This is a genomic window from Aeromonas sp. QDB25 (assembly GCF_027707725.1).
In the GTDB taxonomy this organism is placed as follows: domain Bacteria; phylum Pseudomonadota; class Gammaproteobacteria; order Enterobacterales; family Aeromonadaceae; genus Aeromonas; species Aeromonas caviae.
In genome coordinates, this window is record NZ_JAPCIZ010000015.1 from 22,298 (window position 1) to 48,898 (window position 26,601).

Here is a 26,601-nt window from a genome sequence, read left to right on the forward strand (position 1 = left end):
GAGTCCTCTCTGGGTGAATGGGAAGATCAGAACATGGCGGACAGGGTTTGCCAACGCCATTCTTTGCGCCCATGGCGGGCTCGCTTACACTGGCCGGCCTGCGAATGGTCGCAAGGCAAGGTATAGAACATTGAGAGAGGATGGATCCGTCATGGCCTTCGCCACCCTGGACGATCTGATAGGCAACACCCCGCTGCTGGCGCTGCGCCGCATCAATCCGCACCCCGGCGTCACCCTGCTGGCGAAGCTGGAGGGCAACAACCCCGCCGGCTCCGTCAAGGACAGGGCGGCGCTGAACCTCATCAGACAGGCAGAGGCGAGTGGTCACTTAGCGCCAGGGGCCCGGCTCATCGAGGCCACCTCCGGCAATACCGGCATCGCGCTGGCCATGGTGGCGGCGTCCCGGGGTTACCGGATGCGGCTCATCATGCCGAGCAACATGAGCCAGGAGCGGCGCGACGCCATGCAGGCCTACGGCGCCGAGCTGGTGCTGGTGGAAGAGGGTATGGAAGCGGCGCGAGACCTCGCCCTGGCCATGCAGGCGCGGGGGGAAGGACTGGTGCTCGATCAGTTCAACAACCCCGCCAACCCGGATGCCCACTACCGCTCCACCGGCCCCGAGATCTGGCGCCAGAGCGGCGGGGCGGTCACTCACTTCGTCTCGGCCATGGGCACCACGGGCACCATCATGGGGGTCTCCCGCTACCTCAAGGAGCAAAACCCGGCGGTGGCGGTGATCGGCCTGCAACCGGCCGAGGGGAGCCAGATCCCCGGCATTCGCCGCTGGCCCGAGGCCTACCGGCCCGCCATCTTCGAGCCTGCGCGGGTCGATGGGGTGCTGGATGTGACACTGGAAGAGTCCCTCGTCATGATGCGCCGCCTGGCGCGGGAGGAGGGGATCTGCTGCGGTGTCAGCTCGGGTGGCGCCGTGGCCGGGGCCTTGCGGGTGGCGGCGGAGATCGGGCAGGGGGTGGTGGTGGCGATCATCTGCGATCGGGGGGATCGCTATCTCTCCACCGGGGTCTTCACCCCCGATGTCTGACGGGCAAGGGGCCTGCTACTCCCAGGCCCGCTCCAGCAGGGCCAGCAACTGGTCCCTGTCCGCATCCTTGCGGTTGTAGAGCAGGGCGCCGTCGTTGATGGCGAGATCCCGGATCCCGGGCAGCAGCGCCTTGTCGGTGAGGCCCGCCTCCCGCAGGGTGCGGGGCAGCTTGACCGTCTGCCACAGGGTATCGCGCAGTGCCTGCAACGCCTCGATGGTGGCCTGGGGTCTCCCCTCGGCCGGGGTCGCGGCAAAGCGCTCCGGCCCCACCAGGGGCAGCAGCAGGCGGGCCAGCTCGGGGTCGATGCCGGGCCGGTTGTAGTCGAGCACGGTGGGCAGGAAGAGGTTCATACAGAGGCCATGGGGCAGGTGGCAGCGCGCCCCCAGACTGTGGCCAAGGGCGTGTACCAGCCCCACCATGGAGTTGGAAAACGCCATGCCCGCCAGGGTGGAGCCCTCCGCCAGTTGCAGCCGCAGGCCCTTGTCCGTCGGGTGGGCCAGCACCCTGGGCAGGGCGGTGGCAATCTTCTCCACCGCCATCAGGGCCAGGGCGTCACTGACCGGGTTCTTGCCGTTGCCGATGAAGGCCTCGATGGCGTGGGTCATGGCATCCATGGCGGTGGCGGCGGTGATGGGCAGCGGCAGCCCCTGGGTGAAGCGGGGATCCAGCACCGCCAGCCGGGGCAGCAGGAAGGGGGAGGTGAAGGGCACCTTGCGCCCGCTCCCTTCGTCCTTGATCACTGCCACCAGCGTCACTTCGGAGCCGGTCCCCGCCGTGGTGGGGACCACCGCCAGGGGGTTGAGGGGACGGGTCAGGCAATCCGCTCCGGCATAGTCGAGCAGTCGCTCGCCCCCCAGGGTCGCCAGTATGTTCACCGCCTTGGCGGTGTCGATGACGGAGCCGCCGCCAAGGGCGAGCAGGCTGTCACAGCCCAGCTCCCGGTAGTGGCGGGCGATCCGCTCCACCACGGCGGTGGAGGAGTCCGCCGGGATCTCGTCCCAGATGGCGGCGACCGGCAAGGCCCCTTCGGCCATCACATCGGCCAGCAGGGTGGCGAGCCCGCTGCCGCTGACCCCCATGTCGGTGAGAAGCAAGGGGCGGCCAGCTCCCAATCCCCTCAGGGCATCCGGCAACTGCTCCAGTGCCTGCTCCCCCGCCATCAGCTTGACCGGGCAGAAAAAATCGTAATAACGGCTCATCCCGTTCTCCTCGTGTTCAACCGGTCAGAAGACCCAGATAGATGTGGCAGGCCCGCGCGAGCTTGCGATGCGGGTCCGGGTAGTGGCGAAGCAGGGGCCGCGCGATGAAGGCGGGCAGGATCAGGCTCTGCAACTGCTCAAGCGCTCGCACCAGGTGCATGGCCGCGTCGAGATCCCCATCCACCAGCAGCCGGTTTTCGCAAAAGGCCTGGTTGATGCCGAGGCGAAAACTGAGGGCGCGAAAGGCGACGGCGGGATGCTTGAAGCGCACCCGCAGGGGGTGGGGGCCGTCATGGGCACAGGTCGAGTGCGCCCTGCCAGCCTCCTCACCGCAGTGCCAGCGCCCCGCGAACTTGTAGAGACTCAGCCCCCGGGTCATGCCGTTTACCTCCAGCCTGATGGTGAGGCCGTCCGGCAGGGGGGCAAGCTCGCGGCGCACCGCCTCGTCGACCCGGGCGGCGCGGCACAGGGTGCGGCCGATGATCCAGAGCAGGCTGCCAATCCAGAGGCGCCTGCCGGTGGCAAGCAGGGCGTCAGGGCGCATGGGAACCTCCACTGATGGCGGACCAGAAGAGGGCGAAGGCGCTCTCCTGCCAGTGGGGGTCTTCTCCCAGTTCAGGCTGATCGACAAAGAGGGAGGCGCAGGCCAGAAACTGGCCCTGGCACACCTCCAGCATCAGGGCAGGCGGGGCCGACATCAGCTCGCCGCTGGCCTGGCCCCGGGCGAGCAGGCCCGGCAGAAAATGCAAGGTCTCAGCCAGGATCTGGCTGCGCAGGGGGCGGGCCAGCAGGGGGGAGTGGAAAAAGCCCAGCACGAACCTGAGCTCACGGGGGTGGGCCTGCATCCAGCCCATGGCCTGGTGCCAGTAGTGGCGGGCCTGCTCCTGGAGCGGCAGGGCGGCATCGGCCTCGGTGATGGCGGCGCCAAGGCGTGTCTTGATCTCCTGGTAGAGGCACTGGATCAGCACCTTCTTGCTGGGAAAGTGATGAAACAGGGTGCCATTGGCCACCCCGGCCGCCTTGGCGATGCGAGCGGTGGCGGCGCCCTGCAGGCCATCCTCCGCGCACAGGGCCAGGGCGGCATCCAGGATCTGGCGGCGTTTGTCGGTCATGGTCTCTCGCATCTCGCCTCCTAGCGCAGGAACAGGGCCATCATCAGCCGCTGGTACCAGCGCCGATAGGGGGGGTGAATGAGGGAGCCTGTGCTGAAGCGCCCGCGGCGCAGCACGGTCTTGGCCTTGGAGAAGGTGAGAAACCCCTCGCGGCCGTGATAGTGGCCCATGCCGGAGGGACCGATGCCGCCGAAGGGGGCATCGTCCGCCGCCACCTGGAACAGACTCTCGTTGATGGCCATGCCCCCAGCGTGGGTCTCCCGGATGAGGCGGCGCTGCAGCGTCTCGTCCAGGCTCATCAGATAGAGCGCCAGGGGGCGGGGGCGGGCCGCCACATAGGCCAGGGCCTCCTCGATGTCGTCATAGGGCACCAGGGGCAGCAGGGGGCCGAAGATCTCCTGCTGCATCACCTGGCAGTGGCCGGGCACCTCGGTCAGCAGGTGGGGCACCAGCTTGCGGGTGGCGTCATCCCGGGCGGGCGTGACGCAGGGGTGGATCTGGGCGCCGGCCTGCCTCGCCTCCTCCAGCCAGGCGGTGAGCCGCTCGTACTGGGGAGCGTTGATGATGGCGCCATAATCCGGGCTCTCGAGCCCTTTGGGGTAGAGGCGGCGAAAATGGGCCTGATAGGCCTCGATAAAGGCCTGCTCCTGCCCCCTCGGCAGCAGTACGTAGTCGGGGGCCACGCAGATCTGGCCGGCGTTGAGGCTCTTGCCGAAGATCATCCGCTCTACCGCCAGGGCCAGGGGCATGTCGGGGGCGATGAGACAGGGGCTCTTGCCGCCGAGCTCCAGGGTGAGAGGGGTGAGCTGGGGGGCGGCCGCGGCCATCACCAGCCGACCCACCGCCGTGGAGCCGGTGAAGATGAGATGGTCGAAGGGGAGGGCGCTGAAGGCGGCCGCGATCCCTGCATCCCCCTCGATGACCACCACCTCGTCACTGCCGAGGGCCTCATCGAGCAGGATGCGCAGCACGGCGTTGGTGTGAGGGGTGAACTCGGAGAGCTTGATCATGGCGCGGTTGCCGGCGGCGAGGGCGCCGATGAGGGGCCCGAGGCTCAGCATCACCGGGAAATTCCAGGGCACCATGATGCCGACCACGCCGAGGGGCTGATAGTGCACCTCGACCCTGGCGGGGGCCAGCAGCAGGCCGGAATGACGGCGCTCCGGTTTCATCCACCCCTTGAGCCGTTTCAGGGTGTAGTTGATCTGCATGACGCAGGGGAGCACATCGGCGATCAGGCTGTCGTAGTCGCTGCGCTGGCCGTAGTCCCGGGCCAGGGCCTGACACATTGCCTGTTTGTGGCGCAGCAGCCCCTGCTTGAGGGCGTCAAGTCTGGCGCGGCGGGACGCCAGATCCGGCATGGGAGTGGCCTGGCTGGCCTGCCTGAGCCGATGCAGTTGCTCGGGGAGGGAGAACTTGTCCGGTGAGGCGGGGGTGACGGTGGTGTCCATGGCATGCTCCGCACGAAAAGTGACCGACTGATTAGTCGGTCCAAATCTAGCGATTCGTTGCCGACTTGTAAACCGGGCGGGGGCAGAGGGTGGCTGCCAGTGGGGAGCGTTGTCCGGAACTGTGTCCGGGCTCCCATTTTTGAGGCATTCGGATTGGTCTTATATCCAATAAGGGGTAATTGTGGGGCACCAACTCGGAGGGAGAACCGCACATGACCAGGGAATTGCATAGCCTGCTGGCCCGGCTGGATGACGTGATCGCGCGCATGCCGGACAGTTTCAACACCTATGAGTTTGCCCAGAAGCTGGCGCTGCAACATCAGCAGGAGTATTTCGCCGCGGGCCACTCCCTGGCGGGCCAGGAGAAGAACCTGCTGCGCCTGCTCCACGAGAAGATTGCCCTGGCGCTGGCGAGCCATGAGGACGTCATCGAGGGGGCCCTGCTGCCCTGCATGACCCCCTGGGGAGAGCGCGCCACCTCGCCCCGCTGGCACCGCAAGCACTGACCCGGCAACAACATGAAAAGGCCCCGAGGGGCCTTTTCATGTTTGGGGTCGCACCTACTGGACCAGCCTGCGGGCCTGCCAGTAGCGGCTGTTCCAGTAGACGTTGTCGAGGCGCGAGCGGATCACGCCCTTGCTGGTGGAGGCGTGGATGAACTCACCTGCCCCGGTGTAGACCCCGACGTGGTACTGCTGCCAGCCGGTCTTGAAGAAGACCAGGTCCCCGTGCTGGAGACGGTATCTGTCCACCGGGCGGCCGAGGCTCGCCTGGGATTCCGTGGTGCGGGGCAGGGTGAAGCCCAGCACCTGGCTGTAGGCGAGCTGGGTGAAGGCGGAGCAGTCGAGACCGGCGCGGCTGGTACCGCCCATGCGATAGGGCACGCCGCGCCACTGCTGATAGAAGTTGTCGAATGCGCCGCTCTGGCGCACGGGAGGGGGAGGCTCCGGCGTGCTGGAGCAGGCGGCGAGAAGCAGGACCAGCAGGGGCAGCAGCAAGGTGCGAAACATCTCAACTCCTTGATAGGGCACGGGGTTCATCATAGACGATGATCCTGCCTGGAACCTGAATGACAACGGCATTGACGAGTGGCCGCCTGTGGGGGCAGCCACTGGATCACCCCGCCGGTTTGGGGGTAATGAGCGGCGTCAGCAGCTCGGCAATCTTGTAGAAGGTCTGCACCCGGGTGGTGCTGGGACGCCACACCAGGCCTATCTCCCGATAGGGTTTCTCCCCGGGCAGGGGGATGGCCACCAGGTCCGTGTTGTCGAGGATGCCCGCATCTATGGCCATCTGGGGCAGGAAGGTGGTGCCAAGACCGGCCCCCACCATCTGCACCAGGGTGTGCAGACTGGTGGCGGCGAACGGGTTGATCTTGCTCTTGTCCCGCAGCCGGCAGGCGCTCACCGCGTGCTCCGTCAGGCAGTGCTCCCGCTCCAGCAGGAAGATGCTCTGGTTGGGCAGCTCCTTGTAGTCGAACGGCATGTGCAGGCCCGCAGCCATGTGGGAGGGCATCACCATGTGGAAGGGATCCTGGCCGACGGTCTTGCTGTGGAAGCCGCCGATCTCCACCGGCAGCGCCAGGATCAGCAGATCGAGCTGCCCCTGCTCCAGCTGCTTGAGCAGATTGGTGGTGGTGTCTTCCCGCAGCAGCAGCTCCAGATCCGGATAGGCCTTGCCGCACACCTGCAGCAGCTTGCTCAGCAGGAAGGGGGCGATGGTGGGGATGCAGCCCAGGCGCACCGTGCCGTGCATGACGCCCCCCTGCTGCTGCCCCAGCTCCATCAGATCCCGGGCGTCGGAGAGCAGGTTGCGCGCCCGCGCCACGATTTCCATGCCGACCGGCGTCATGATGAAGCTCTTGTGATCCCGCTCCACCAGTTGCAGGTTCATCATGTCCTCCAGAGTCTGGATCCCGGTACTCAGGGTCGACTGGCTGACATGGCAGGCCTTGGCGGCGCGGTTGAAATTCTTGTGCTCGTCCAGAGCGACCAGATACTGGAGCTGCTTCAGGCTGGGCCAACGTTGCATAGGAGAAACCCGATCGATGCTATCTATTTGATTTGATTAATCTACCATCGAGAAGCCCCGTTGTCGCCGACAAATCGGTGCCCCCTGGCAGGCGCACTGCTTCACGCACATGGGGTGGCCTGCGCCGATGGGCTGGTCACCCCTCATTGGTCAGGAGCTTATCCCCTTGTGCCGCGCCATTGAAGGGGTGCCGCCATGGGATGTGACGGGGATCGGCCTTCGGGCGGGGCGCCCTGCGCGCAGGGGCGGCCATAAAAAAACGCGCCGGTGGGCGCGTTTTTGCAGAAGGGGGGCGGACTATTCGTCGAAGATACCGAAGTGATCCTTGGCGAAGTTGACCCGCTGCTCCACGTTCATCTTGACCTGACCCAGCTTCTCGATGGTCTTGAGGTTGGGCACCAGGCCGCGACCGTTGGCGATCTGGATGGCAAGGCCCGGACGGGCGTTGAGCTCCAGCAGCATGGGGCCGCGGAACTTGTCCAGCACCATGTCGGTCCCGATGTAGCCAAGACCGGACATCTCGTAGCAGGAGGCCGCCAGGTTGAGCAGGGTGTCCCAGTGGGGCACCTTGAGATCGTAGAGATCCAGACCGGTGTCCGGGTGGTGGCGCAGAGGGTTGCCAAACTGCACCGCCCGCAGGGCGCGACCGGTACGCAGGCACAGACCCACCCCCACGGCGCCCTGGTGCAGGTTCGCCTTGCCGTCGGAAGCCGAGGTCGAGAGGCGCATCATGGCCATCACCGGGAACCCCTTGAAGATGATCACCCGGGCATCGGGGACCCCTTCGAAGGAGTAGCCGTCGAACACGTCGTCGAAGTTGATGAGCCCTTCCACCAGCGCCACGTCGGGCTTGCCGCCGAGGGAATAGAGCCCTGCCAGGATGTTGGAGACATGGCGCTCCAGATCCTGGCCGTTGGCGGCGCTGCCGTTGGGCTTGTAGAAGAGGCCGTCCTCCTGGCGCAGGATCACCAGGATCCCCTTGCCGCCGGAGCCGCGGGCCGGCTTGATGCAGAAACCCGGCCAGTCCTTCACCAGCTCGGTGATGCGAGTCACGTCGTGCTGCTCGCGGATGGTGCCGATGAGTTCAGGCACCGTCACCCCCGCATCCAGCGCGATGCGCTTGGTCTTGAGCTTGTCATCCACCAGCGGATAGAGGCGGCGCGGGTTGTAGCGGCTGATGTAGGAGTGGTTGCGCTTGTTCATGCCGAGGATGCCTGCCTGGGACAGGCTCCACGGACTGGTGTATTTCTGCCAGAACCACATCTGTTACTTGTCCTTACCCGGGGTGGCACCAGACTTCATCTCGTCCACCAGCGGCTTGAAGCGCTTGAGCTCGCTCAGCTTGTAGCCGGTGTAGTTACCCATCAACAGCACGGTCGCCATCAGCACCAGCTGCAGGCCGAGGAAGTTGAAGGTGAGGTGACGAATGAGCTCGTTGTCCATGGCCAGGTAGGCGATGACCGCCACCAGCAGGGAGCCGCCGCCCTGGCGGAACACCTCTTTGGGACCCTCTTCTTCCCACAGGATGGACATGCGTTCGATGGTCCAGGAGAGAATGATCATCGGGAAGAAGGTGATCTTCATGCCGTCGGTCAGCCCCAGCTTGAAGGCGAACGCCGAGAAGATGCCGATCATCGAGATCACCATGATGATGATCGCCGATATTCGGGCGACCAGCAGCAGGTTCAGCCTCGAGAGGTAGGAGCGGATCACCAGGCCGGTGCCGACGATCAGCAGGAAGCCGATGAGGCCGGTGACCAGCGAGGTCTGGATGAAGGCGACCGCGATCAGCACCGGCATGAAGGTGCCGGAGGTCTTGATCCCCACGATGACCCGCAGGAACACCACCATCAGCACGCCGATGGGGATGAGCAGCAGACCCTTGAACAGGGCTTGCTCTTCCAGGGGCAGGCTGTGGATGGAGAAGTTCATCATCTCGGATTTTTCGAACTTCTGGGCCAGGGCCACGTTGACCGGTTGCTCCTGCTCGATCATCGAGAAGGTGACGCGGGAGTTGTGACCGCCGGTGACGTCCAGGAGGGCGCCGGAGTTGTACTCCCACAGCAGCAGGTTGGCCGGTTGACCCTGTTCACCGCTTTGCGGGTTGAACAGCTTGTAGTCGGTCGGGCTGTTGAAGACCTGCAGGTAATCCACCAGCTCCTGACGGCGACGGCCATCTTCCAGGCTGAGGGCGTGAACCACCCGGGCCGGGACGTCCGCGTTGTTGAGCAGCTCGGCAATCAGATTGGCGCGGCTCTTGTGGGACTTGAGCAGCTCGGCGTTCTGTTCCTGCTTCTCGATCTCCTTGATGATCTCGCGGGTCAGGGTGTAGCCGTCGGCGGAGCGCTCCTGGGCGCGCTCCAGGATCTGCTTCATGGCCGTGGCGTAGGGCTCGCTCTCGATCTGCTTCTCGATGGCGGGCGGCTGCGGGTTGGCGGCGGGCTTGGCATGGGCATCGGCCATCATGTCGACCCGGTAGTAGAGCTCCTGACGGCCGGAGGCGGTGCGGATGGACCACTCGGCGCGGGCATCCCCGTCTTTTTCCACGAACGACAGGCCATAGCCCGGGCTCGCGGCGTTCTCGTTCATCAGGGTGAAGCCGGGCTGGGTGCCCGGAATGGCCAGGGAGGCGATCACCGGCTCGCCGGTGGCCTCGAACTCGAGCTTGGCTTCGATGGACCAGATCTGGCGCTTTTCACCCGGCGTGAGCGGGACGTCCAGCGCGATGTGATGATAGAAGGTCATCCCCAGGCCGACGATGTAGAGCAGGGCGACCAGCAGATAGAACGGCTTACGGGAAACCATGGATTATTTCACATCCTTGAGCTTGGGTTTGGGTTGGATATATTCGCGGGCCACGTCGACCACGGCGATGTCTTTGAGGAATTCACGGCCCAGCAGCACGGGGAAGGTCATGTCGCTGCGGTCCTTCAGGGTAAATTCGGCCTTCTCGGTCATGTCGCCGATGCGCACGGCGAGGCGGACCACGGGGCGACGGTCGAGATCGTCGGCGGAAGCCTGACGGACCCGCACGTGACGCACCAGGGGCGCTTCAATCTGGATCTTGTCGTCCATCTCCTGGTGGCTCAGGAAGAAGCGCACCCAGTTCTTGCCGTTGCGCTCGAAGATGGTGATCTCCTGAGCGCTGATGGAGGAGGTGGTGGCGCCGGTGTCGACCCGGGCCTGGAAGGCGTCGTTGGCGGCGTCAACCCAGATCCACTCCGCTTCACCCACCAGCAGCTTGCCATCGACGGTGTGGCCCTGGCTCGGCGCCGGGCACTTCTCGGTGGGAATGGGCATGGCCTTGGGCGGCTCGGGAGGCAGGGTAGCCAGCTTGCTGTCGACTTTCTTCACGGACTCTTTCATGTTGGTGACATCGGTGTTGAGCTGAACCAGCAGGTGCTGTTGCTGCACATACTGCTTCTGTTGCTGTTCCATGGATGTTTGCAGACGTTGCTCGCTCAACGAGATCTCGTTGCGCAGCTCGGCCAGCGTCAGGGTCGGGGCCGGGGGGGCTTTTTCCATACTGACACACCCGCCGAGACTGAGCAGGGAGAGCAGGGTCATTCCTTTTAATTTGCTTTTCATGTCATTCATTTAACTGTGCTTCCTGGAATTGGGTCAGTGTAACTTCCACAGCCGCTATCGGCTAGTCTTTGGCCTTTCTGGCGATCAGTACGGCACGTTTGGGTGCCGGGTATCCTTCGACCGTGAGTGCAGGATTGTGTGGATCCAGATAGTCACTCAGGGACTCGTTAATCATCCAGTCGGTACGACGCTGTTCGTCGGTGCTGGTCATATTCTCGTCGACGATGCGCACCTCGGTGAACCCGCAGCGCTCGACCCAGCGTGTGAGGGCCGCGCTCGAGGGGAGGAACCAGACGTTGCGCATCTTGCCGTAGCGATCGGAGGGCATCAGCACCTGGTTTTCGTCGCCGTCCACCACCAGGGTCTCGAGCACCAGCTCCCCATCGTCTTTGAGCTGGTTGCGCAACTGCTCGATGTGCTCGATGGGGGACTTGCGATGATAGAGCACCCCCATGGAGAAGACGGTGTCAAAGGCCCGCAGCGCCGGCAGCTCCTGGATACCGAGGGGCAGCAGGTGGGCGCGCTGGTCGTTGTCCATGAAGTGGCGAATGGCTTCGAACTGGCAGAGGAACAGCGGGCTCGGGTCGATGCCGACCGCCAGTTTCGCCCCTTCCCCCACCATGCGCCAGAGGTGGTAGCCGCTGCCGCAGCCCACGTCCAGCACGTAGCGGCCCTGGAGCGGGCTGATGTGGGGCAGCACCCGATCCCACTTCCAGTCGGAGCGCCACTCGGTGTCGATGTGGATGCCGTGCACATGGAAGGGGCCCTTGCGCCAGGGCATGAGCTGGCGCAGCAGGCTCTCGGTCTTCTTGCGCTCACCCTCTCCCAGGCTATCGGGGCCGCCGATGGCGACCCGCTCTTTGAGCTCGATCCGGCCGGGGGCCACGACGGGCAGCTTGGCGAGGGCGCGGTTCCAGCGCGGCAGATCCCCGTGCAGGTTGTCGTGCTGCCAGGCGTGCAGCTGGGCGGGCAGGGTGTGCAGCCAGTGGCTCAACCTGTTCTTGGCGATCAGTTGATAAAAATGGGCGAAATCGATCATGGCTTAGTTGGTGTCGCTGGCTTTGATGGCAATCATGGAGCCGAAGTTGAAGCACTGGAACCAGAGGTCCAGGTGGGTGAAGCCGGCGTCCCGCAGGCGCGCCTGATGGACCGCCAGGGTGTCGGTGCGCATCACGTTCTCAAGGGCGGTGCGCTTCTGGCTGATTTCCAGCTCGCTGTAGCCGTTGGCCCGTTTGAAGTCGAGGTGCAAGTCGATGAGCAGCTCGTTGACCTGCTTGTCATCGAAGCGGAACTTCTCGCTCAGGATGAGGATGCCGCCGGGGCGCAGGCCGTCAAAGATGCGCGCGATGAGGGCGGCCCGCTTCTCGGGGGCGACGAACTGCAGGGTGAAGTTGAGCACCACCACGGAGGCGTTCTCGATGGGGATGTCGCAGATGTCCGCCTCCACCAGCTCCACCGGCACCTCGGACTTGAAGCCCGAGAGGTGAGCGCGGGCCCGCTCGATCATGGGGTGGGAGAGATCCACCGCCGTGATCTGGCAGCCGGGCTGGGTGACGTGGCGGCGCATGGCCTGGGTCGCGGCGCCGAGGGAGCAGCCGAGATCGTAGAGGCGGCTCTGGGGCTGGGCGTAGCGGGCGGCCATCATGCCGATGGCGGAGATGATGTTGCTGTAACCGGGCACCGAGCGCTGGATCATGTCGGGGAAGACGTCGACGACCTGCTCGTCAAAGCAGAAGTCTCCCAGACGGGCAATGGGGGCGGCAAAAATCTGATCGTGCATGCTGACGCAACCTGACAGCCGGTGTGGTGGGCGGCTGTTTTATTCAATTGAATCTTGGGTGGACGGGCATCGAAATGGCGTCGTCACCGGTTGACGAACGGGGTGGCTTGCTCCGGGATCCTTCGGGCTGCCCCTGTTCGCAACGGGCCATGGTCCGGGCCCTCAGGGTGCCGGGCTGGGGTGGGCAACGCATTGCCATGCACCCAGGCCCGGGACCTTACTTGGGGCGCTAGTGTAGAGGAAAGGCGGGCGTTTGTCTTGACGCCAACCCCGGTGGGACCACAAAAAAAGCGGCTTTTTTTGGGGATGGAGAAGGGGCGGGGAGGGGGCCGCTCAAAAGGGCAGCACCCCCTGGCGGGCGCGATCGTTTTCTCCCGGCCAGGGGGCCATCTCCTGGCCGAGCAGGCGGCTGATCTGCCGTGCGAGTTCGGGGGCCCGGGCATTGTCGGCGGTGTGAACAAAGAGGTAGAGATCCTTGCCCTCCTGAAGCCATTGTTTCCAATGTGGCAACCATGGTGGCAAAAATGGGTGATTGTCCTCGATTTGAGGCAAACCAATCAGGCGCACCACCGGGGCACCCCCCGTGGCCAGCAGATGGACCGGCAACCTGGGTTTCTTGCCCTGGGCATCGATCATGGCGGCCGTGGTGGCGGGCACCGAGAAGAGCGGGCGGCTGTCGAGCATGATGCGATTGATGCCCCGCGCCATCAGCATCCGGTTGAGGGCCCGTTCCGCCTCCCCCTTGGCGAAGAAATCGGGGTGGCGCACCTCGAGGGCATAGGTGAAATCCTGGGGCAGCCGCGCGAAGAAGGCATCCAGACGGGCCAGCCCCTCTGGCCCGAAGCGGGCGGGCAGTTGCAGCTTGAGCAGCCCCAGCTTGTCATGCAGGGGGGCCAGCAGGCGGATGAAGGCCGTCACCTGTTTGTCCGCGCTCACCAGATCGCTCTGGTGGCTGATCTCCTTGGGAAACTTGAAGCTGAAGCGAAAGTGGTCGGGGACCGCATCGGCCCAGCGCTGCACCGTCTCCGGGGTCGGCGAGGCGTAGAAGGTGGTGTTGCCCTCCACGGAGTTGAACACCCGGGCATAGTCGGCGAGGTGCTCGGCGGGCCTGGCATTCATCCCCAGCAACTGGCCGGGCCAGGCCGGGTGTGACCACTGGGGCAGGCCCAAATAGAGGCTCATGATGGTTCCTGTCGGCAGGTTGGCGCACTTTTGCCCTCCTTTTTGCGCCAGAACAACAAAAAACAGGGTAAAGGGGGCTGCGGGCCATTTTACCCAAATGGAGGTTTTCCTCTATAATGCCAACCCTTTTGTTTGCCACATTGTCGTAATGCGCGCGACCGAGCCCCCGGGTGACGATGATCGCGGCCCGGCAGTGGCCAGACAACGACGCCAGCCGATACCCCGGCGCCCACTCGTCATCCCGGTCGGGAGCGGGGGCATGCCTGGGGCGGCGGCAAGAATCCGGCTCGGGGAGCCGGATGACCCGAGACAGATTTCAAACCGGGCAAGAAGCAGGATCTGGCCAGCTGTGAGACAGACGGTGCTTGCCAGTCGTGCCCGGCGACCCAGGATGAACCGTCTCTCTACCATTTCGAAGGAAGAAGTCCATGCGCTCTATCTATTGCGGACAGGTCAATGAGGCCCATGCCGGGCAGACCATTACATTGTGCGGTTGGGTCCATCGTCGTCGTGATCTCGGCGGCCTCATCTTTATCGACATGCGCGACCGCGAGGGCATCGTGCAGGTGTTCTTCGATCCGGACAAGCCGGACGCCTTTGCCCTGGCCTCCGAGCTGCGCGGCGAGTTCTGCATCCAGGTGACCGGCGTGGTGCGTACCCGCCCCGACTCCCAGCGCAACAGCGACATGGCCACTGGTGCCATCGAGGTGTTCGCCCACGAGCTGACCATCATCAACCGTGCCGAGCCGCTGCCCCTTGACTTCAACCAGGTCAACAGCGAAGAGGTGAGCCTCAAGTACCGCTACCTGGACCTGCGTCGTCCCGAAATGGCCAAGTACCTGAAGACCCGTGCCAAGGCCAGTGCCTTCGTGCGCCGCTTCATGGACGAGCACGGCTTCCTCGACATCGAGACCCCGATGCTGACCAAGGCGACCCCGGAAGGGGCCCGTGACTACCTGGTGCCGAGCCGCGTGCACAAGGGCAAGTTCTACGCCCTGCCGCAGTCCCCCCAGCTGTTCAAGCAGCTGCTGATGATGTCCGGCTTCGACCGCTACTACCAGATCGTCAAGTGCTTCCGCGACGAAGACCTGCGTGCCGACCGCCAGCCGGAATTCACCCAGATCGACGTGGAGACCTCCTTCATGACCGCGCCCCAGGTGCGTGAAATCATGGAAGAGATGATCCGCAAGCTCTGGCTGCACATCCTGAACGTGGACCTGGGTGACTTCCCCATCATGACCTTCGACGAAGCCATGCGCCGCTTCGGCTCCGACAAGCCGGACCTGCGCCTGCCGATGGAGCTGGTGGACGTGGCAGATCTCTTGACCGAGGTGGAGTTCGCCGTGTTCGCCGGCCCCGCCAAGGATCCGAAAGGCCGTGTGGCGGCCCTGAAGGTACCGGGCGGCGCGGAGCTGTCTCGCAAGCAGATCGACGAGTACACCAAGTTCGTCGGCATCTACGGTGCCAAGGGCCTGGCCTGGATGAAGGTCAACGAAGCCGGGAGCGGCCTCGAAGGGGTGCAGTCCCCGGTGGCCAAGTTTCTCTCTGACGCCATCGTGCGCGAGATCCTGGCCCGCACCGGCGCGATGGATGGCGACATCATCTTCTTCGGCGCCGACTCCAAGAAAGTGGTGTGCGATGCCATGGGCGCCCTGCGCCTGAAGGTGGGCCGCGATCTGGGCCTGGTGGAGAACGTCTGGAAGCCCCTGTGGGTCATCGACTTCCCCATGTTCGAAGAAGATGGCGAAGGCGGCCTGGCGGCCATGCACCACCCCTTCACCGCCCCGAGCAACCTGGGCCCGGCCGAGCTGAAAGCGAACCCGGTGGGCGCTTACGCCAACGCCTACGACATGGTGATCAACGGTTACGAAGTGGGTGGCGGCTCTGTGCGTATCCACAACAGCGAGATGCAGTCCACCGTGTTCGACATCCTGGGGATCACCCCGGACGAGCAGCGCCTGAAGTTCGGCTTCCTGCTGGATGCCCTGAAATACGGCACCCCGCCCCACGCCGGCCTGGCCTTCGGTCTGGACCGCCTCAGCATGCTGCTGACCGGCACCGACAACATCCGGGATGTCATCGCCTTCCCGAAAACCACGGCGGCCGCCTGTCTGATGACAGACGCCCCGAGCTTTGCCAACCCGGCCCAACTGGGCGAGCTGGCGATTGCGACCACCGTCAAGGGTGACGAATAAGCCGTTATCGGCAACAAAGGCCGCAGCGATGCGGCCTTTCCCGTTTCCCCCTGGGCGCAACCAGTGTTACTGAAATTTCCAACTATAACGGAGAGTCCCTATGGCAGGTCACAGTAAATGGGCCAACATCAAACACCGCAAGGCGGCGCAAGACGCCAAGCGCGGCAAGATCTTCACCAAGCTGATCCGCGAAATCACCACCTCCGCGCGTCTGGGTGATGCCGATCCTGCCAACAACCCCCGCCTGCGTGCGGCGGTGGCGGCAGCCCTGACCAGCAACATGACCCGCGACACCATCAACCGCGCCATCGCCCGTGGGGCCGGCGGCGGTGACGGTGAGCAGCTCGAGACCATCGTGTACGAAGGGTACGGCCCGGCCGGTTCCGCCGTCATGGTGGAGTGCCTGACCGACAACCGCAACCGTACCGTGGCCGAAGTGCGTCACGCCTTCAGCAAGTGCGGCGGCAACCTGGGGACCGACGGCTCCGTGGCCTATCTGTTCACCAAGAAGGGGGTGCTGACCTTCGTGGGCGCCGATGAAGACGCTCTGATGGACGCCGCGCTGGAAGCCGGTGCCGACGACGTGGTGACCGAAGAAGATGGCACCATCGAGGTCTACACCACCCCGAACGACTTCGGCACCGTGCTGGACGGTCTGGAAGCTGCCGGCTTCAAGCCCGAGAGCGCCGAAGTGACCATGATCCCCTCCACCGAGGCGGAACTGGATGCCGAGACCGCGCCCAAGCTGATGCGCCTCATCGACATGCTGGAAGATCTGGACGACGTGCAGGAGGTGTACCACAACGGCTCCATCTCCGACGAGATCGCCGCGACCCTGTGATCCCCCAGAGCAAAGGGGAGGGCGATCACAACGGTCCTCTTCCCCGGCTCCGACGAGATCGCCGCGACCCTGTGATCCCCCAGAGCAAAGGGGAGGGCGACCACAACGGTCCTCTTCCCCTGCTCCGACGAGATTGCCGCGACCCTGTAATTGTCTCTCGTGACCCTGTTCAGGTTCGCGAACACACAGGTGCGACACCTTGTTCACCTTCGCAAAAACGGCAGCCCGGGCTGCCGTTTTTTTATGTGCCAGACCGCGCACCTCCTCCTTGTGGTTCGATTTCCTCTCTTAATGTTCGCTTAAGTTTGCCGTCCTAGGATGACCCCGTATCTGGACCTCCCTGGCTCTTGTCCTGTTTATCAGGGCCAAGTGTCGGGATGGTCACCACGAAGCCTGCTGGCAGGTTGTTAGTTCCACTGGTTTGTCGGAGTCTCTCTATGCGTCTCACTCTGGGAGTGATGAAGGTCAATCTGTTGCTGGTGCTGCTGTTTGCACTGGTCTTCAACTGGCCCATTTTCCTGCACTTTTATCGCATTCTCAGCGCCCTTGAACACGTCAAGGCGGGGTTTGTCCTCTCCATTCCCCTGGTACTGGTGGCGGCCCTCAACGCGGTGTTCCTGCCCTTTACCTTCCGTTATCTGCTCAAGCCCTTTTTCGCCTTGCTCATCCTGACCGGCTCCCTGGTCAGCTACGCCATGCTCAAGTACGGGGTGATCTTCGACATGGGCATGATGCAGAACATCATCGAAACCAACAGCGGGGAGGCGGGCTCCTACCTCAACGGCTCCGTGGTGCTCTGGTTCCTGCTGACCGGCCTGCTGCCGGTGCTGGTCCTGCTGTGGGTGAAGATTGAGTATCCCCGTCCCTGGTACAAGGGGCTGGGTCTGCGCCTCGGTTCCATCGCCCTCTCCTTGCTGTTTCTGATGGGGGCTGCCGCCCTCTATTACCAGGATTACGCCTCGGTCGGGCGCAACAACAAGTCCCTCGGCAAGGAGATAGTGCCCGCCAACTATGTGCACGGGCTCTACAAGTACGCCAGGGATGTGGTCTTCGCCACTCCCATTCCCTACCAGCAGATCGGCACCGATGCCAGGGTGATCGGCCAGCATGAGAAGCCGACCCTGATGTTCCTGGTGGTGGGGGAGACGGCCCGCAGCCAGAACTACTCCCTCAACGGCTACAAGAAGGAGACCAACGGCTTCACCGAGAAGGAGGCCAATGTCGTCTCGTTCAGGAACGTGCGCTCCTGCGGCACCGCCACTGCGCTCTCCGTGCCCTGCATGTTCTCGAACATGACCCGGCGTGGCTATGACGAGGCTAGGGCCCAGTCCCAGGACGGCTTGCTGGACGTGCTGCAACATGCCGGGATCTCGGTGCTCTGGAAGGAAAACGACGGCGGCTGCAAGGGGGTGTGCAAAAACGTCCCCACCATCGAGATTGAGCCCAAGGCATTCCCCGCATACTGCTCCGGTAATGCCTGTCATGACGAGGTGCTGTTGCAGGGGCTGGATCAGCAGATCGCCGACATGCAGGGCAAGCAGGGCAGCAAGCTGGTGGCCTTCCACCTGATGGGCAGCCACGGTCCGACCTACTATCGCCGCTACCCGGCCGCCGATCGCGTCTTCCTGCCGGACTGCCCGCGCAGCGACATCGAGAACTGCAGCAACGAAGAGCTGGTGAACACCTATGACAACACCATCCGCTACACCGACAAGGTGCTGGCCCAGCTCATCGACAAGCTCAAGAGCCTGGAGAGCCAGTACAACGTGGGGCTGGTCTATCTGTCGGATCACGGTGAATCCCTCGGCGCCATGGGGCTCTATCTGCACGGCACCCCCTACAAATTCGCACCGGACGATCAGACCCGGGTGCCGCTCCTGACCTGGTTCTCTCCCCAGTTGCAGGCAGACCGTCAGCTCAATCTGGATTGCCTGCAACAGGAGGCAGCCAGCAAGCGCTTCTCCCACGACAACCTGTTTCACTCCATGCTCGGCATCATGGACGTGCAGACCCAGGTCTATGACGGCAAGCTGGATCTGTTCAAGCCGTGCCGGGCAGGGTGAACCACGGCGTCCAATTACGCCGCTACGGGGCTAATCGAACCTACGCTCTGTTCAAACCTTGTAGAGCGGGGTGAACCGGCGAAAACAGACCATAAAAAAACGGCAGCCACTGGCTGCCGTTTTCGTATCCGAAGGGGTGGGCCTACTTCTGCTCCATGATGATCTGCAGCAGATCCCCTTCCAGCAGGGAGCGCTTGACCAGGGCGAAGCCGCCGATGGTGGGCTGGTTCTGGAAGCGCGCCTTCACGATGGGCAGGCCGCGATGGAAACTTGGCAGAGACTGGTGTTCGACGCAGCGGCGGATGGCCGGGATCAGGATCTCTTCGGCGGCGGTGATTTCACCGGCGATGAGCACCTTCTGGGGGTTGAACAGGTTGACCGTGATGGCGATGGCGCGCCCCAGGTGCTCCCCCACGTTCTCGATCACGCTGCGGGCCAGCTCGTCACCGGCCACCGCCGCCTTGCACACCTCCTGGATGGTGATGTGCTTCTCTTGCAGCGAACTCAGGTGACCGCGGCTGATGAGCTCCTTCACCTTGTCGACGATGGCCTCGTTGGAGGCGATGGTCTCGAGGCAGCCGAAGTTGCCGCAGTGGCAGCGCTTGCCGAGCGGTTCGACCTGGATGTGGCCTATTTCACCGACGTTGCGGTTCTGGCCGAGAAACACCTTGCCCTTGGTGATGATGCCAGATCCCGTCCCTTGGTGGACACTCACCAGGATGGAGTCCATGCAGTCGCGGGACTCGCCGAAGAAGTGTTCGGCCAGCGCCAGCGAACGGGTGTCGTTGCCCACGTAGCAGGGGAGGTTGAAGTGGTGCTCCAGGAGCTTGGCGAGCCCCAGGTTGCGGATCTGGTAGGTGGGGGTGTAGATGACCATGCCGGATTCCGGGTTGACCAGACCCGGCATGGTCAGCGCGATGCTGATGAGGTTGCGGCTGCGATCCTGATTGGCGTCGATGAAGGCGCCAATCTCCCGCAGCAGCATGTCCACCACGGGTTGCTGCTCGATCTCGGTCACCTGGGTGATGTGTTGATCGAGCTCCTTGCCGTCGAGGTCATACAGGGAGAGCTGCAGGTAGCCGCGACCCAGCTTGGCGGACACAAACTGGAAGCGATGCTTGATGGTGGTCAGGGAGATGGCGCGGCGCCCGCCAGTGGAGGCTTGCGGCGAGGTTTCCCTGATGAGACCGTGCTCGATCAGTTGCCGGGTTATCTTGGTCACGCTGGCCGGGGCCAGCTGACTCAACTCGGCAATTTTGACCCGCGAGATGGGCCCCTGCAGGTCAATGAGGCGATAGACGACCGCACTGTTTACCTGCTTGATAAGATCTACGTTTGCTATTTGTCCGCCAGTCATAGTGTCACTGTGTTGTGTAGTGTCCGTTAACCACGGTCCCGCAGACCGCGAAGGCCTGATCAAAGACGGTGAGGTTGGCAATTTTTCCGACCTGGATACTACCGAGACGCGAGTCCCATCCAATGGCGCGAGCGGGGTAAAGGGTGGCCATTCTCAGTGCTTCGTCGAGCGGCAATCCGACCTGTTTGACCAGATTTTCCACCCCTTCGATCATGGTGAGGGCGGAGCCGCCGAGTGTACCATTCTCATCGACGCACTGACCATCGCGGAAATAGACGGTTGCGCCGCAAAAATCAAATTTCTCAAAGCCTTCCGGTGCACCTGCCGCCGCGGTGGCATCGGTGACCAGCACCAGCCGCTCCCCCAGCATCCTGTGCGCCAGGCGCACGTTGGCCCAGTGTACGTGGTGGCCGTCGACGATGATGCCCGCATAGACATCCTTGCGATCGTAGATGGCACCGACCACGCCGGGCTCGCGACCGTTCAGGGTCGGAGTCATGGCGTTGTAGAGGTGGGTGGCAAAGCGCATGCCGTTGTCAAAGCCCGCCATGGCCTGGTCGTAGTTGGCGGCGGTGTGGCCGGCGGAGACCAGGATGCCGGCTTCCACCAGACGGCGGATGTGCTCGGGCTTGTTGCGCTCCGGCGCCAGGGTGATCTTGGCGATGGCGTCCGCGTTGTCGCAGAAGAAGTCGATCATCTCGTCGGCGGGCTGGCGGATCTGTTCGGCCGGGTGGATCCCCTTGCGCTTGAGGTTGGTATAGGGCCCTTCCAGATGGACGCCAAGCACCTCGTTGGGGTGGGCGGCCATGTAGTCGCGGGTGACGGCGACGGCCTGCTTCATGTCCGCATCCGGGCTGGTGATCAGGGTCGGCAGGAAGCTGGTGGTCCCGGATTTCAGGTTGGCCGCCTGCATGGTGGCCAGGGTGTCCGTGGTGATGTGACCGTTGAACATGACGCCACCGCAGCCGTTGAGCTGCACGTCGATGAAGCCGGCGCTGAGGTTGGCGCCCTGGAGGTCAATCTGCTCGATGCCGGCGGGCAGTTCTGCCTGGCGGGAGATGGCGACAATCTTGTCGCCATCGATGACCACGCCATAACCGGTCAGCACGCAGCTGCCGGTGTAGAGAGTGCAATTAGTCAGAGCGTACATGGGGGCTCCTCAGAGGTGTTTGATGTTGTCGGCTTCCAGTTGCTGGAAGTAGCGCACCGTCTTGACCTTCAACTCCATGGTGGAAGGTTCGTCGCACACCACAATCCCTTTCGGATGCAGTTGCAGGGTGGAGATGGTCCACATGTGGTTGACGCTGCCCTCCACGGTGGCCTGCAGGGCCTGGGCCTTGGCGTGACCGACCACCAGGATCAGGATCTCTTCGGCGTCCATCAGGGTGCCGACACCCACGGTCAGGGCCAGCTTGGGCACCTGCTCCATGTCGCCGCCAAAGAAGCGGGAGTTGGCGATGCGGGTGTCTTCGGTCAGGGTCTTGACCCGGGTACGGGAAGCCAGGGAAGAGGCCGGTTCGTTGAAGGCGATGTGGCCGTCATTGCCGACGCCGCCCATGAACAGGTGGATTTTGCCGTAGGACTTGATCTTGTCTTCGTAGCGCTGGCACTCGGCCACCAGATCCTCGGCGTTGCCATTGAGGATGTTGATGTTTTCCGGGCGAATGTCCACGTGATTGAAGAAGTTGTTGTGCATGAAGCTGTGGTAGCTCTCCGGATGTTCCTTGGGCAGCCCCACGTACTCGTCCATGTTGAAGGTGACCACGTTCTGGAAGCTCACCTCGCCGGCTTTATGCAGCTCAATCAGGCGCTTGTAGGTGTTGAGCGGGGTGCCGCCAGTGGGCAGACCCAGCACGAAGGGACGCTCGGCAGTGGGTTTGAACGCATTGATGCGGTCAACGATGTAACGGGCAGACCAGAGACCCACCTGGCTGGCAGACTTCAACGGGATCAGGCGCATTCTATATACCTCAGTACGGTTGCCGCACAGGGAGTGACGGCAAGGGACCAGACACGGATTCAAGTTGTTTTATAGCGTAAATAAAGATTGCGAACTAAGCCACATCTATCGGCTACCTTTATCTCTGTTGAGTGATAATGATCACGAAAGCTGGTTTATTAATTTGCGCAGCGAAATAAAACACATAGACTGCCAATCAAGCCTTGATGGCTTATGCGTCGAACGTGATAAGCACTTAATTTCTAGAAAAACACCAACTAAGGAGAGGAACCGTGAACATTCTCGGTTATTTGCAAAAGATCGGCCGTGCCCTGATGGTGCCGGTAGCGGTATTGCCTGCCGCCGCGATCCTGATGGGGATTGGCTACTGGATTGACCCGAACGGTTGGGGTGGCGGAAGCCCTCTGGCTGCGTTTCTGATCAAGGCGGGCGCCGCCATCATCGACAGTATGCCCATTCTGTTCGCCGTCGGCGTCGCTTACGGCATGTCCAAGGATAAAGACGGTTCCGCCGCGCTGGCCGGTCTGGTCGGCTTCCTGGTGGTCACCACCCTGCTGAGCCCGGGCGCCGTGGCCCAGATCAAGGGTATCCCGGCCGACCAGGTGCCGGCAGCCTTTGCCAAGATCAGCAACCAGTTCGTCGGCATCCTGTGTGGTGTCATCGCCGCCGAGCTGTACAACCGCTTCAGCAGCGTGGAGCTGCACAAGGCGCTGGCCTTCTTCTCCGGTCGTCGTCTGGTGCCGATCGTGACCTCCGTGGTGATGATTGTCGTCTCCTTCATCCTGATGGCCGTCTGGCCGGTCATCTACGGTGGCCTGGTGAGCTTCGGTGAATCCATCGTCAGCATGGGTTCCACCGGCGCCGGCATCTATGCCTTCTTCAACCGTCTGCTGATCCCGGTCGGTCTGCACCACGCCCTGAACTCCGTGTTCTGGTTCGACGTGGCCGGCATCAACGACATCCCGAACTTCCTGGGTGGCCAATCCTCCATCGACGCCGGCAAGGCTGTCGTGGGTGTGACCGGCATGTACCAGGCCGGCTTCTTCCCCATCATGATGTTCGGTCTGCCGGGTGCCGCACTGGCCATCTACCACAGCGCGAAGAAAGAGAACAAAGAGAAGGTTGCGTCCATCATGATCGCTGCCGCCTTTGCCGCCTTCTTCACCGGGGTGACCGAGCCGCTCGAGTTCTCCTTCATGTTCGTGGCGCCGATACTGTACGTCATCCATGCCCTGCTGACCGGTATCTCCGTGTTCATCGCAGCCTCTATGCACTGGATCGCCGGTTTCGGCTTCAGCGCCGGTCTGGTGGATATGGTGCTCTCCAGCCGCAACCCGCTGGCGACCCAGTGGTACATGCTGCTGGTACAGGGTCTGGTCTTCTTCGGCCTCTACTACGTGGTCTTCCGCGCCGTGATCGCCAAGTTCAACCTGAAAACCCCGGGTCGTGAAGATGACGAAGCCGTGCCGGTACAGGCTCAAACCACCGACCGCACCGAGCTGGCCAAGCAGTATCTGGAAGTGCTGGGTGGTCAGGAGAACCTGGTGACCATCGATGCCTGCATCACCCGTCTGCGTCTGACCCTGAAAGACCGCAGCATCGTTGACGAGCGCAAGCTCAAAGCTCTGGGCGCGGCCGGTGTGGTCAAGCTCGGTGAGCAGAACCTGCAGGTGATTCTGGGCCCATTGGCCGAGATCATCGCCGGTGAGATGAAAGCCCTGCGTTAATCGAGCGACTCGCTCACCTCAAGTCTAAGTCCATTGTTGACATAACTAAGGGCCCCGCCTCGGGGCCCCATATAAAAAAAGCCAAGAAAATCCAACCTTTACTTCAAATGAGAGCAGCAGTTATGAACTTGAAACATTCTCTGTTAGCCATTGCCATGTCTACCGTTTTCGCCGGTCCCGCACTTGCAGCCGATGCTGCCAGGCAAGCGGTGGTCGACGCCCTCGCCAGCAACCTCGTCGTCAAGTACGAAGTCGTCACCAATGACGGTGCCGGCGCCGGTCTTGACTGCCAGGCGCTGGGCTCCGAGTGGGCGAGCTGCGGCGTTGCCAAGCTGCACCTGACCAATACCGGTGCCGACGTCACCTCCAAGGACTGGAGCATCTATGTCTCCTCCATCCGCCGCATCCAGCGGGTGGACAACGACCAGTTCACCATCACCCACCTGACCGGCGACCTCTATCGTTTGACGCCGACCGAGAAGTTCCAGGGCTTTGCCAAGGACGCCACGGTCGAGGTGCCCCTGGTGGTGGAATACTGGGTATTGTTTGAATCTGACATCATGCCGAACTGGTATGTCGCCAGTGAAGGGGCCGAGCCGAAAGTGCTGGCCAGCATGAGCAACATCGACGATGCCAGCACCTACGAGAAGCCGATGCCGGCCGATGGCTGGAAGCGCACCAAGGATGACAACAACATCCTGATGAACAGCGAGACCCGTTTCGCCGCGAACCAGACCAGCACCCTGCTGCCTGCCGGCAAGATTGACGACCGCATCCTGCCGAGCCCGATGAAGCAGGTGGTCAAGGCCGGCCCGCAAGTCGACTTCTCCACCATCAAGCTCAATGCCCTTGACCTGCCAAGCGATCGCGCCGAGGCCCTGAAGGCGCAACTGACCAAGCTGGGTGTTACCCTCTCCGACACCGGCTACCCGGTCACCATCAAGCTCGGCAGCAAGCTCAAGCAGGCCGAAGGCTACGACATGACCATCGGCAAGAAGGGCACCGTCATTCAGGGGCACGACGTTGACGGCGCCTTCTGGGGCGCCCAGTCCCTGATCTCTCTGCTGGGGGTTGACGACAAGCTGGTGAGCCAGATGAGCGTCGAGGATGCGCCGCGCTTTGAATACCGCGGCATGCAGACCGACGTGGCCCGTCACTTCCGAAGCCCCGAGACCATGAAGAAGCTGGTGGATCAGATGTCCGCCATGAAGCTCAACGTGCTGCACCTGGGGCTAACCAATGATGAAGGCTGGCGTCTGGAGATCCCGGGCCTGCCGGAGCTGACCGACGTCGGCAGCCAGCGTTGCCATGACGAGTCCGAAACCAAGTGCCTGATGCCGCAGCTTGGCTCCGGCCCCACCAGCGACAACCAGGGCTCCGGTTTCTACAGCAAGGCGGACTACATCGACCTGGTACGCTATGCCAAGGCCCGCGGTGTGACCGTGATCCCCGAGATCAACATGCCGGCCCACGCCCGTGCCGCCGTGGTCTCCATGGAGGCGCGCTACAAGCGTCTGATGAGCGAGGGCAAAGAAGCCGAGGCCAACCAGTTCCGTCTGACTGACCCGGCTGATACCTCCAACGTCACCTCGGTGCAGTTCTACGACAAGATGTCCTTCATCAACCCCTGCCAGCCGGGTGCCGCCACCTTCGTGGCCAAGGTGATGGACGAAGTGGCCCAGATGCACCAGGCCGCCGGCCAGCCGCTGACCGCCTGGCACTACGGTGGTGACGAGGCGAAGAACATCATGCAGGGCGGTGGTTACCAGGATCCGGCCGTCACCAAGAAAGAAGATCTGGTGGCCTGGAAGGGCAACGTCGACTCCAGCAAGCAGGACAAGCCGTTCGGCAAGTCCCCCATGTGCCAGAAGATGATCGACGATGGCAAGATCAAGGACGTGGCCGAGCTGCCGGTCTACTTTGCCAAGGAAGTGAGCGAGATGGTCAAGGGCCACGGCTTCTCCACCCTGCAGGCGTGGGAAGATGGCCTGAAGTACGCCACGGATGCCAGCGTATTCGCCACCGACAAGACCCGGGTCAACTTCTGGGAAACCCTCTACTGGGGTGGTTTCAACGAGGCGATGAAGTGGGCGCACAAGGGCTATGACGTGGTGCTCTCCAACCCGGATTACCTCTACTTCGACTTCCCGAACGAGGTACACCCGGCCGAGCGCGGCTACTACTGGGCAACCCGCTTCAACGACACCCGCAAGGTGTTCGCCTTCGCCCCGGAAAACCTGCCGCAGAACGCCGAGGCCTCGGTTGACCGCGACGGCAACGCCTTCGTGGCCAAGGGTGACCAGGATCCGGTCAAGTTCAAGGGGATCTCCGGTCAGCAATGGAGTGAAACCGTGCGCACCGATGCCCAGTACGAATACATGGTCTATCCGCGCATCTTCTCCGTGGCCGAGCGCGCCTGGCACAAGGGCGGCTTCGAGCTCGATTACGTGAAGGGTCGCGAGTTCTCCGGCACCACCAAGCACGTGAACAAGGCCACCCTGAACAAGGAGTGGAACCAGTTTGCCAACGTGCTGGGTCAGCGCGTGCTGCCCAAACTGGACCAGGCCGGGGTGGAATATCGCCTCTCCGTACCGGGTGCCAAGGTGGTGAACGGTGTGCTGGAAGCGAACGTGGATCTGCCGGGTCTGCCCATCCAGTACAGCCTGGATGGCAAGAGCTGGAGCGCCTACGACGCTGCCGCCAAGCCGACCGTGGATGGCAAGGTCTACCTGCGTACCACCAGCTTCGATGGCAAGCGCACCAGCCGCGTCACCGAGCTGAACTGATAGCTAGCCTTCAATCCATAACGCAAGGTGGGTCGCAAGACCCGCCTTTCCCAAGATCGATGGCCATCGGGTTTGGGAAAGGTTGACTCTGCGTGTGAACCTTTGTTGTGTGTGTTTTGTCTGTTTTTCATCACTTGAGACCCCGCCCCGTGCGGGGCTTTTTTTGACCAGGATCTCTGCAATTTCTCCCGTTTCGCCGTTTTTGGTGCGCCAATGACCCGAATTGGCCAAATTCAGGTTGAGGCAGGGCGCGTAATGAGGGATCATACCCGGCTTGACGGCGGGG

Annotated in this window: 22 protein-coding genes; 7 read left to right on the plus strand and 15 right to left on the minus strand. The window is 63.0% G+C overall.

All coding sequences use genetic code 11. From position 1 onward, the window contains the following. The first annotated feature begins 151 nt into the window (after positions 1-151). Complete coding sequence (gene cysM / locus PG883_RS07480; protein ID WP_113977963.1) at positions 152-1,042, plus strand: cysteine synthase CysM; 891 nt, start codon at positions 152-154, stop codon at positions 1,040-1,042. Between the two features lie 15 nt (positions 1,043-1,057). Here the strand turns inward: cysM and PG883_RS07485 are convergent, their stop codons facing one another. Genes PG883_RS07485 through PG883_RS07500 form a run of 4 tightly spaced genes read right to left on the minus strand, consistent with a single transcriptional unit; the run spans position 1,058 to position 4,805 of the window. Further along, complete coding sequence (locus PG883_RS07485; RefSeq protein ID WP_210537948.1) at positions 1,058-2,242, minus strand: iron-containing alcohol dehydrogenase; 1,185 nt, start codon at positions 2,240-2,242, stop codon at positions 1,058-1,060. A 16-nt stretch (positions 2,243-2,258) separates the two neighbouring features. Continuing rightward, positions 2,259-2,786 (minus strand): hypothetical protein, encoded by a 528-nt coding sequence (locus tag PG883_RS07490; protein WP_210537947.1) that lies wholly within the window; start codon positions 2,784-2,786, stop codon positions 2,259-2,261. After that, entirely contained in the window at positions 2,776-3,366 is a 591-nt protein-coding gene (locus PG883_RS07495) for a TetR/AcrR family transcriptional regulator (RefSeq protein WP_223924472.1), read from the minus strand. The genes PG883_RS07490 and PG883_RS07495 overlap by 11 nt, the downstream gene beginning before the upstream one ends. Before the next feature lie 8 nt (positions 3,367-3,374). Beyond that, the gene (locus PG883_RS07500) at positions 3,375-4,805 is read right to left on the minus strand and encodes a coniferyl aldehyde dehydrogenase (protein ID WP_210537946.1); all 1,431 of its coding nucleotides are present in this window, start codon (positions 4,803-4,805) and stop codon (positions 3,375-3,377) included. Positions 4,806-5,017: 212 nt separating this feature from the next. Between PG883_RS07500 and PG883_RS07505 the strand changes: the two genes are divergently transcribed. Next, positions 5,018-5,311, plus strand: a complete 294-nt coding sequence (locus tag PG883_RS07505) for a hypothetical protein (protein WP_041212706.1) — start codon at positions 5,018-5,020, stop codon at positions 5,309-5,311. 54 nt (positions 5,312-5,365) lie between these two features. On the opposite strand, the gene PG883_RS07510 is transcribed toward PG883_RS07505, so the two are convergent. From PG883_RS07510 to PG883_RS07545, 8 genes are all read right to left on the minus strand, one after another. Further along, positions 5,366-5,815 carry a C40 family peptidase gene (locus PG883_RS07510; protein ID WP_143237323.1) on the minus strand — a complete coding sequence of 150 codons (450 nt, stop codon included), beginning with the start codon at positions 5,813-5,815 and terminating at the stop codon, positions 5,366-5,368. Positions 5,816-5,921: 106 nt separating this feature from the next. Beyond that, positions 5,922-6,836: a hydrogen peroxide-inducible genes activator gene (locus tag PG883_RS07515; protein WP_010674086.1), complete on the minus strand. Its 915-nt coding sequence runs from the start codon at positions 6,834-6,836 to the stop codon at positions 5,922-5,924. Positions 6,837-7,133: 297 nt separating this feature from the next. Further along, positions 7,134-8,099 carry an alpha-L-glutamate ligase-like protein gene (locus PG883_RS07520; protein ID WP_039039849.1) on the minus strand — a complete coding sequence of 322 codons (966 nt, stop codon included), beginning with the start codon at positions 8,097-8,099 and terminating at the stop codon, positions 7,134-7,136. Between the two features lie 3 nt (positions 8,100-8,102). After that, positions 8,103-9,641, minus strand: coding sequence for an inactive transglutaminase family protein (locus tag PG883_RS07525; protein ID WP_010674088.1), 1,539 nt, complete (start codon positions 9,639-9,641; stop codon positions 8,103-8,105). Positions 9,642-9,644: 3 nt separating this feature from the next. Further along, positions 9,645-10,433 (minus strand): ATP-dependent zinc protease family protein, encoded by a 789-nt coding sequence (locus tag PG883_RS07530; RefSeq protein ID WP_039039848.1) that lies wholly within the window; start codon positions 10,431-10,433, stop codon positions 9,645-9,647. A 52-nt stretch (positions 10,434-10,485) separates the two neighbouring features. Next, positions 10,486-11,463 (minus strand): tRNA 5-methoxyuridine(34)/uridine 5-oxyacetic acid(34) synthase CmoB, encoded by a 978-nt coding sequence (gene cmoB / locus PG883_RS07535; protein ID WP_201900786.1) that lies wholly within the window; start codon positions 11,461-11,463, stop codon positions 10,486-10,488. Positions 11,464-11,466: 3 nt separating this feature from the next. Continuing rightward, positions 11,467-12,204, minus strand: coding sequence for a carboxy-S-adenosyl-L-methionine synthase CmoA (gene cmoA / locus PG883_RS07540; RefSeq protein ID WP_128274261.1), 738 nt, complete (start codon positions 12,202-12,204; stop codon positions 11,467-11,469). Between the two features lie 333 nt (positions 12,205-12,537). Further along, on the minus strand, positions 12,538-13,386 hold the full coding sequence (locus tag PG883_RS07545; RefSeq protein WP_010674092.1) for a DUF72 domain-containing protein: 849 nt from the start codon (positions 13,384-13,386) through the stop codon (positions 12,538-12,540). A gap of 428 nt (positions 13,387-13,814) precedes the next feature. Here PG883_RS07545 and aspS point away from each other — a divergent pair, with 428 nt between their 5' ends. The 3 genes from aspS (at position 13,815) to PG883_RS07560 (ending at position 18,485) form a co-directional block, all read left to right on the plus strand. Further along, entirely contained in the window at positions 13,815-15,581 is a 1,767-nt protein-coding gene (aspS, locus tag PG883_RS07550; RefSeq protein WP_045525291.1) for an aspartate--tRNA ligase, read from the plus strand. Positions 15,582-15,681: 100 nt separating this feature from the next. Next, positions 15,682-16,422, plus strand: coding sequence for a YebC/PmpR family DNA-binding transcriptional regulator (locus PG883_RS07555; protein ID WP_010674094.1), 741 nt, complete (start codon positions 15,682-15,684; stop codon positions 16,420-16,422). 437 nt (positions 16,423-16,859) lie between these two features. Continuing rightward, positions 16,860-18,485, plus strand: a complete 1,626-nt coding sequence (locus PG883_RS07560) for a phosphoethanolamine transferase (protein WP_041212708.1) — start codon at positions 16,860-16,862, stop codon at positions 18,483-18,485. Between the two features lie 142 nt (positions 18,486-18,627). Here PG883_RS07560 and nagC read toward each other — a convergent pair whose 3' ends face one another. The 3 genes from nagC to nagB are packed head-to-tail and all read right to left on the minus strand — an operon-like array spanning position 18,628 to position 21,802. Continuing rightward, positions 18,628-19,842 carry a DNA-binding transcriptional regulator NagC gene (gene nagC / locus PG883_RS07565; protein ID WP_010674096.1) on the minus strand — a complete coding sequence of 405 codons (1,215 nt, stop codon included), beginning with the start codon at positions 19,840-19,842 and terminating at the stop codon, positions 18,628-18,630. Positions 19,843-19,846: 4 nt separating this feature from the next. Continuing rightward, positions 19,847-20,992, minus strand: coding sequence for an N-acetylglucosamine-6-phosphate deacetylase (gene nagA / locus PG883_RS07570; RefSeq protein ID WP_039039842.1), 1,146 nt, complete (start codon positions 20,990-20,992; stop codon positions 19,847-19,849). Positions 20,993-21,001: 9 nt separating this feature from the next. Then, the gene (gene nagB, locus PG883_RS07575) at positions 21,002-21,802 is read right to left on the minus strand and encodes a glucosamine-6-phosphate deaminase (protein WP_010674098.1); all 801 of its coding nucleotides are present in this window, start codon (positions 21,800-21,802) and stop codon (positions 21,002-21,004) included. A 272-nt stretch (positions 21,803-22,074) separates the two neighbouring features. On the opposite strand from nagB, the gene nagE reads away from it, so the two are divergent. Both nagE and PG883_RS07585 read left to right on the plus strand, forming a co-directional pair. Further along, on the plus strand, positions 22,075-23,529 hold the full coding sequence (nagE, locus tag PG883_RS07580; protein WP_143237325.1) for an N-acetylglucosamine-specific PTS transporter subunit IIBC: 1,455 nt from the start codon (positions 22,075-22,077) through the stop codon (positions 23,527-23,529). A 122-nt stretch (positions 23,530-23,651) separates the two neighbouring features. Then, positions 23,652-26,315 carry a beta-N-acetylhexosaminidase gene (locus PG883_RS07585; RefSeq protein ID WP_223924473.1) on the plus strand — a complete coding sequence of 888 codons (2,664 nt, stop codon included), beginning with the start codon at positions 23,652-23,654 and terminating at the stop codon, positions 26,313-26,315. The last annotated feature ends 286 nt before the right edge of the window (positions 26,316-26,601 follow it).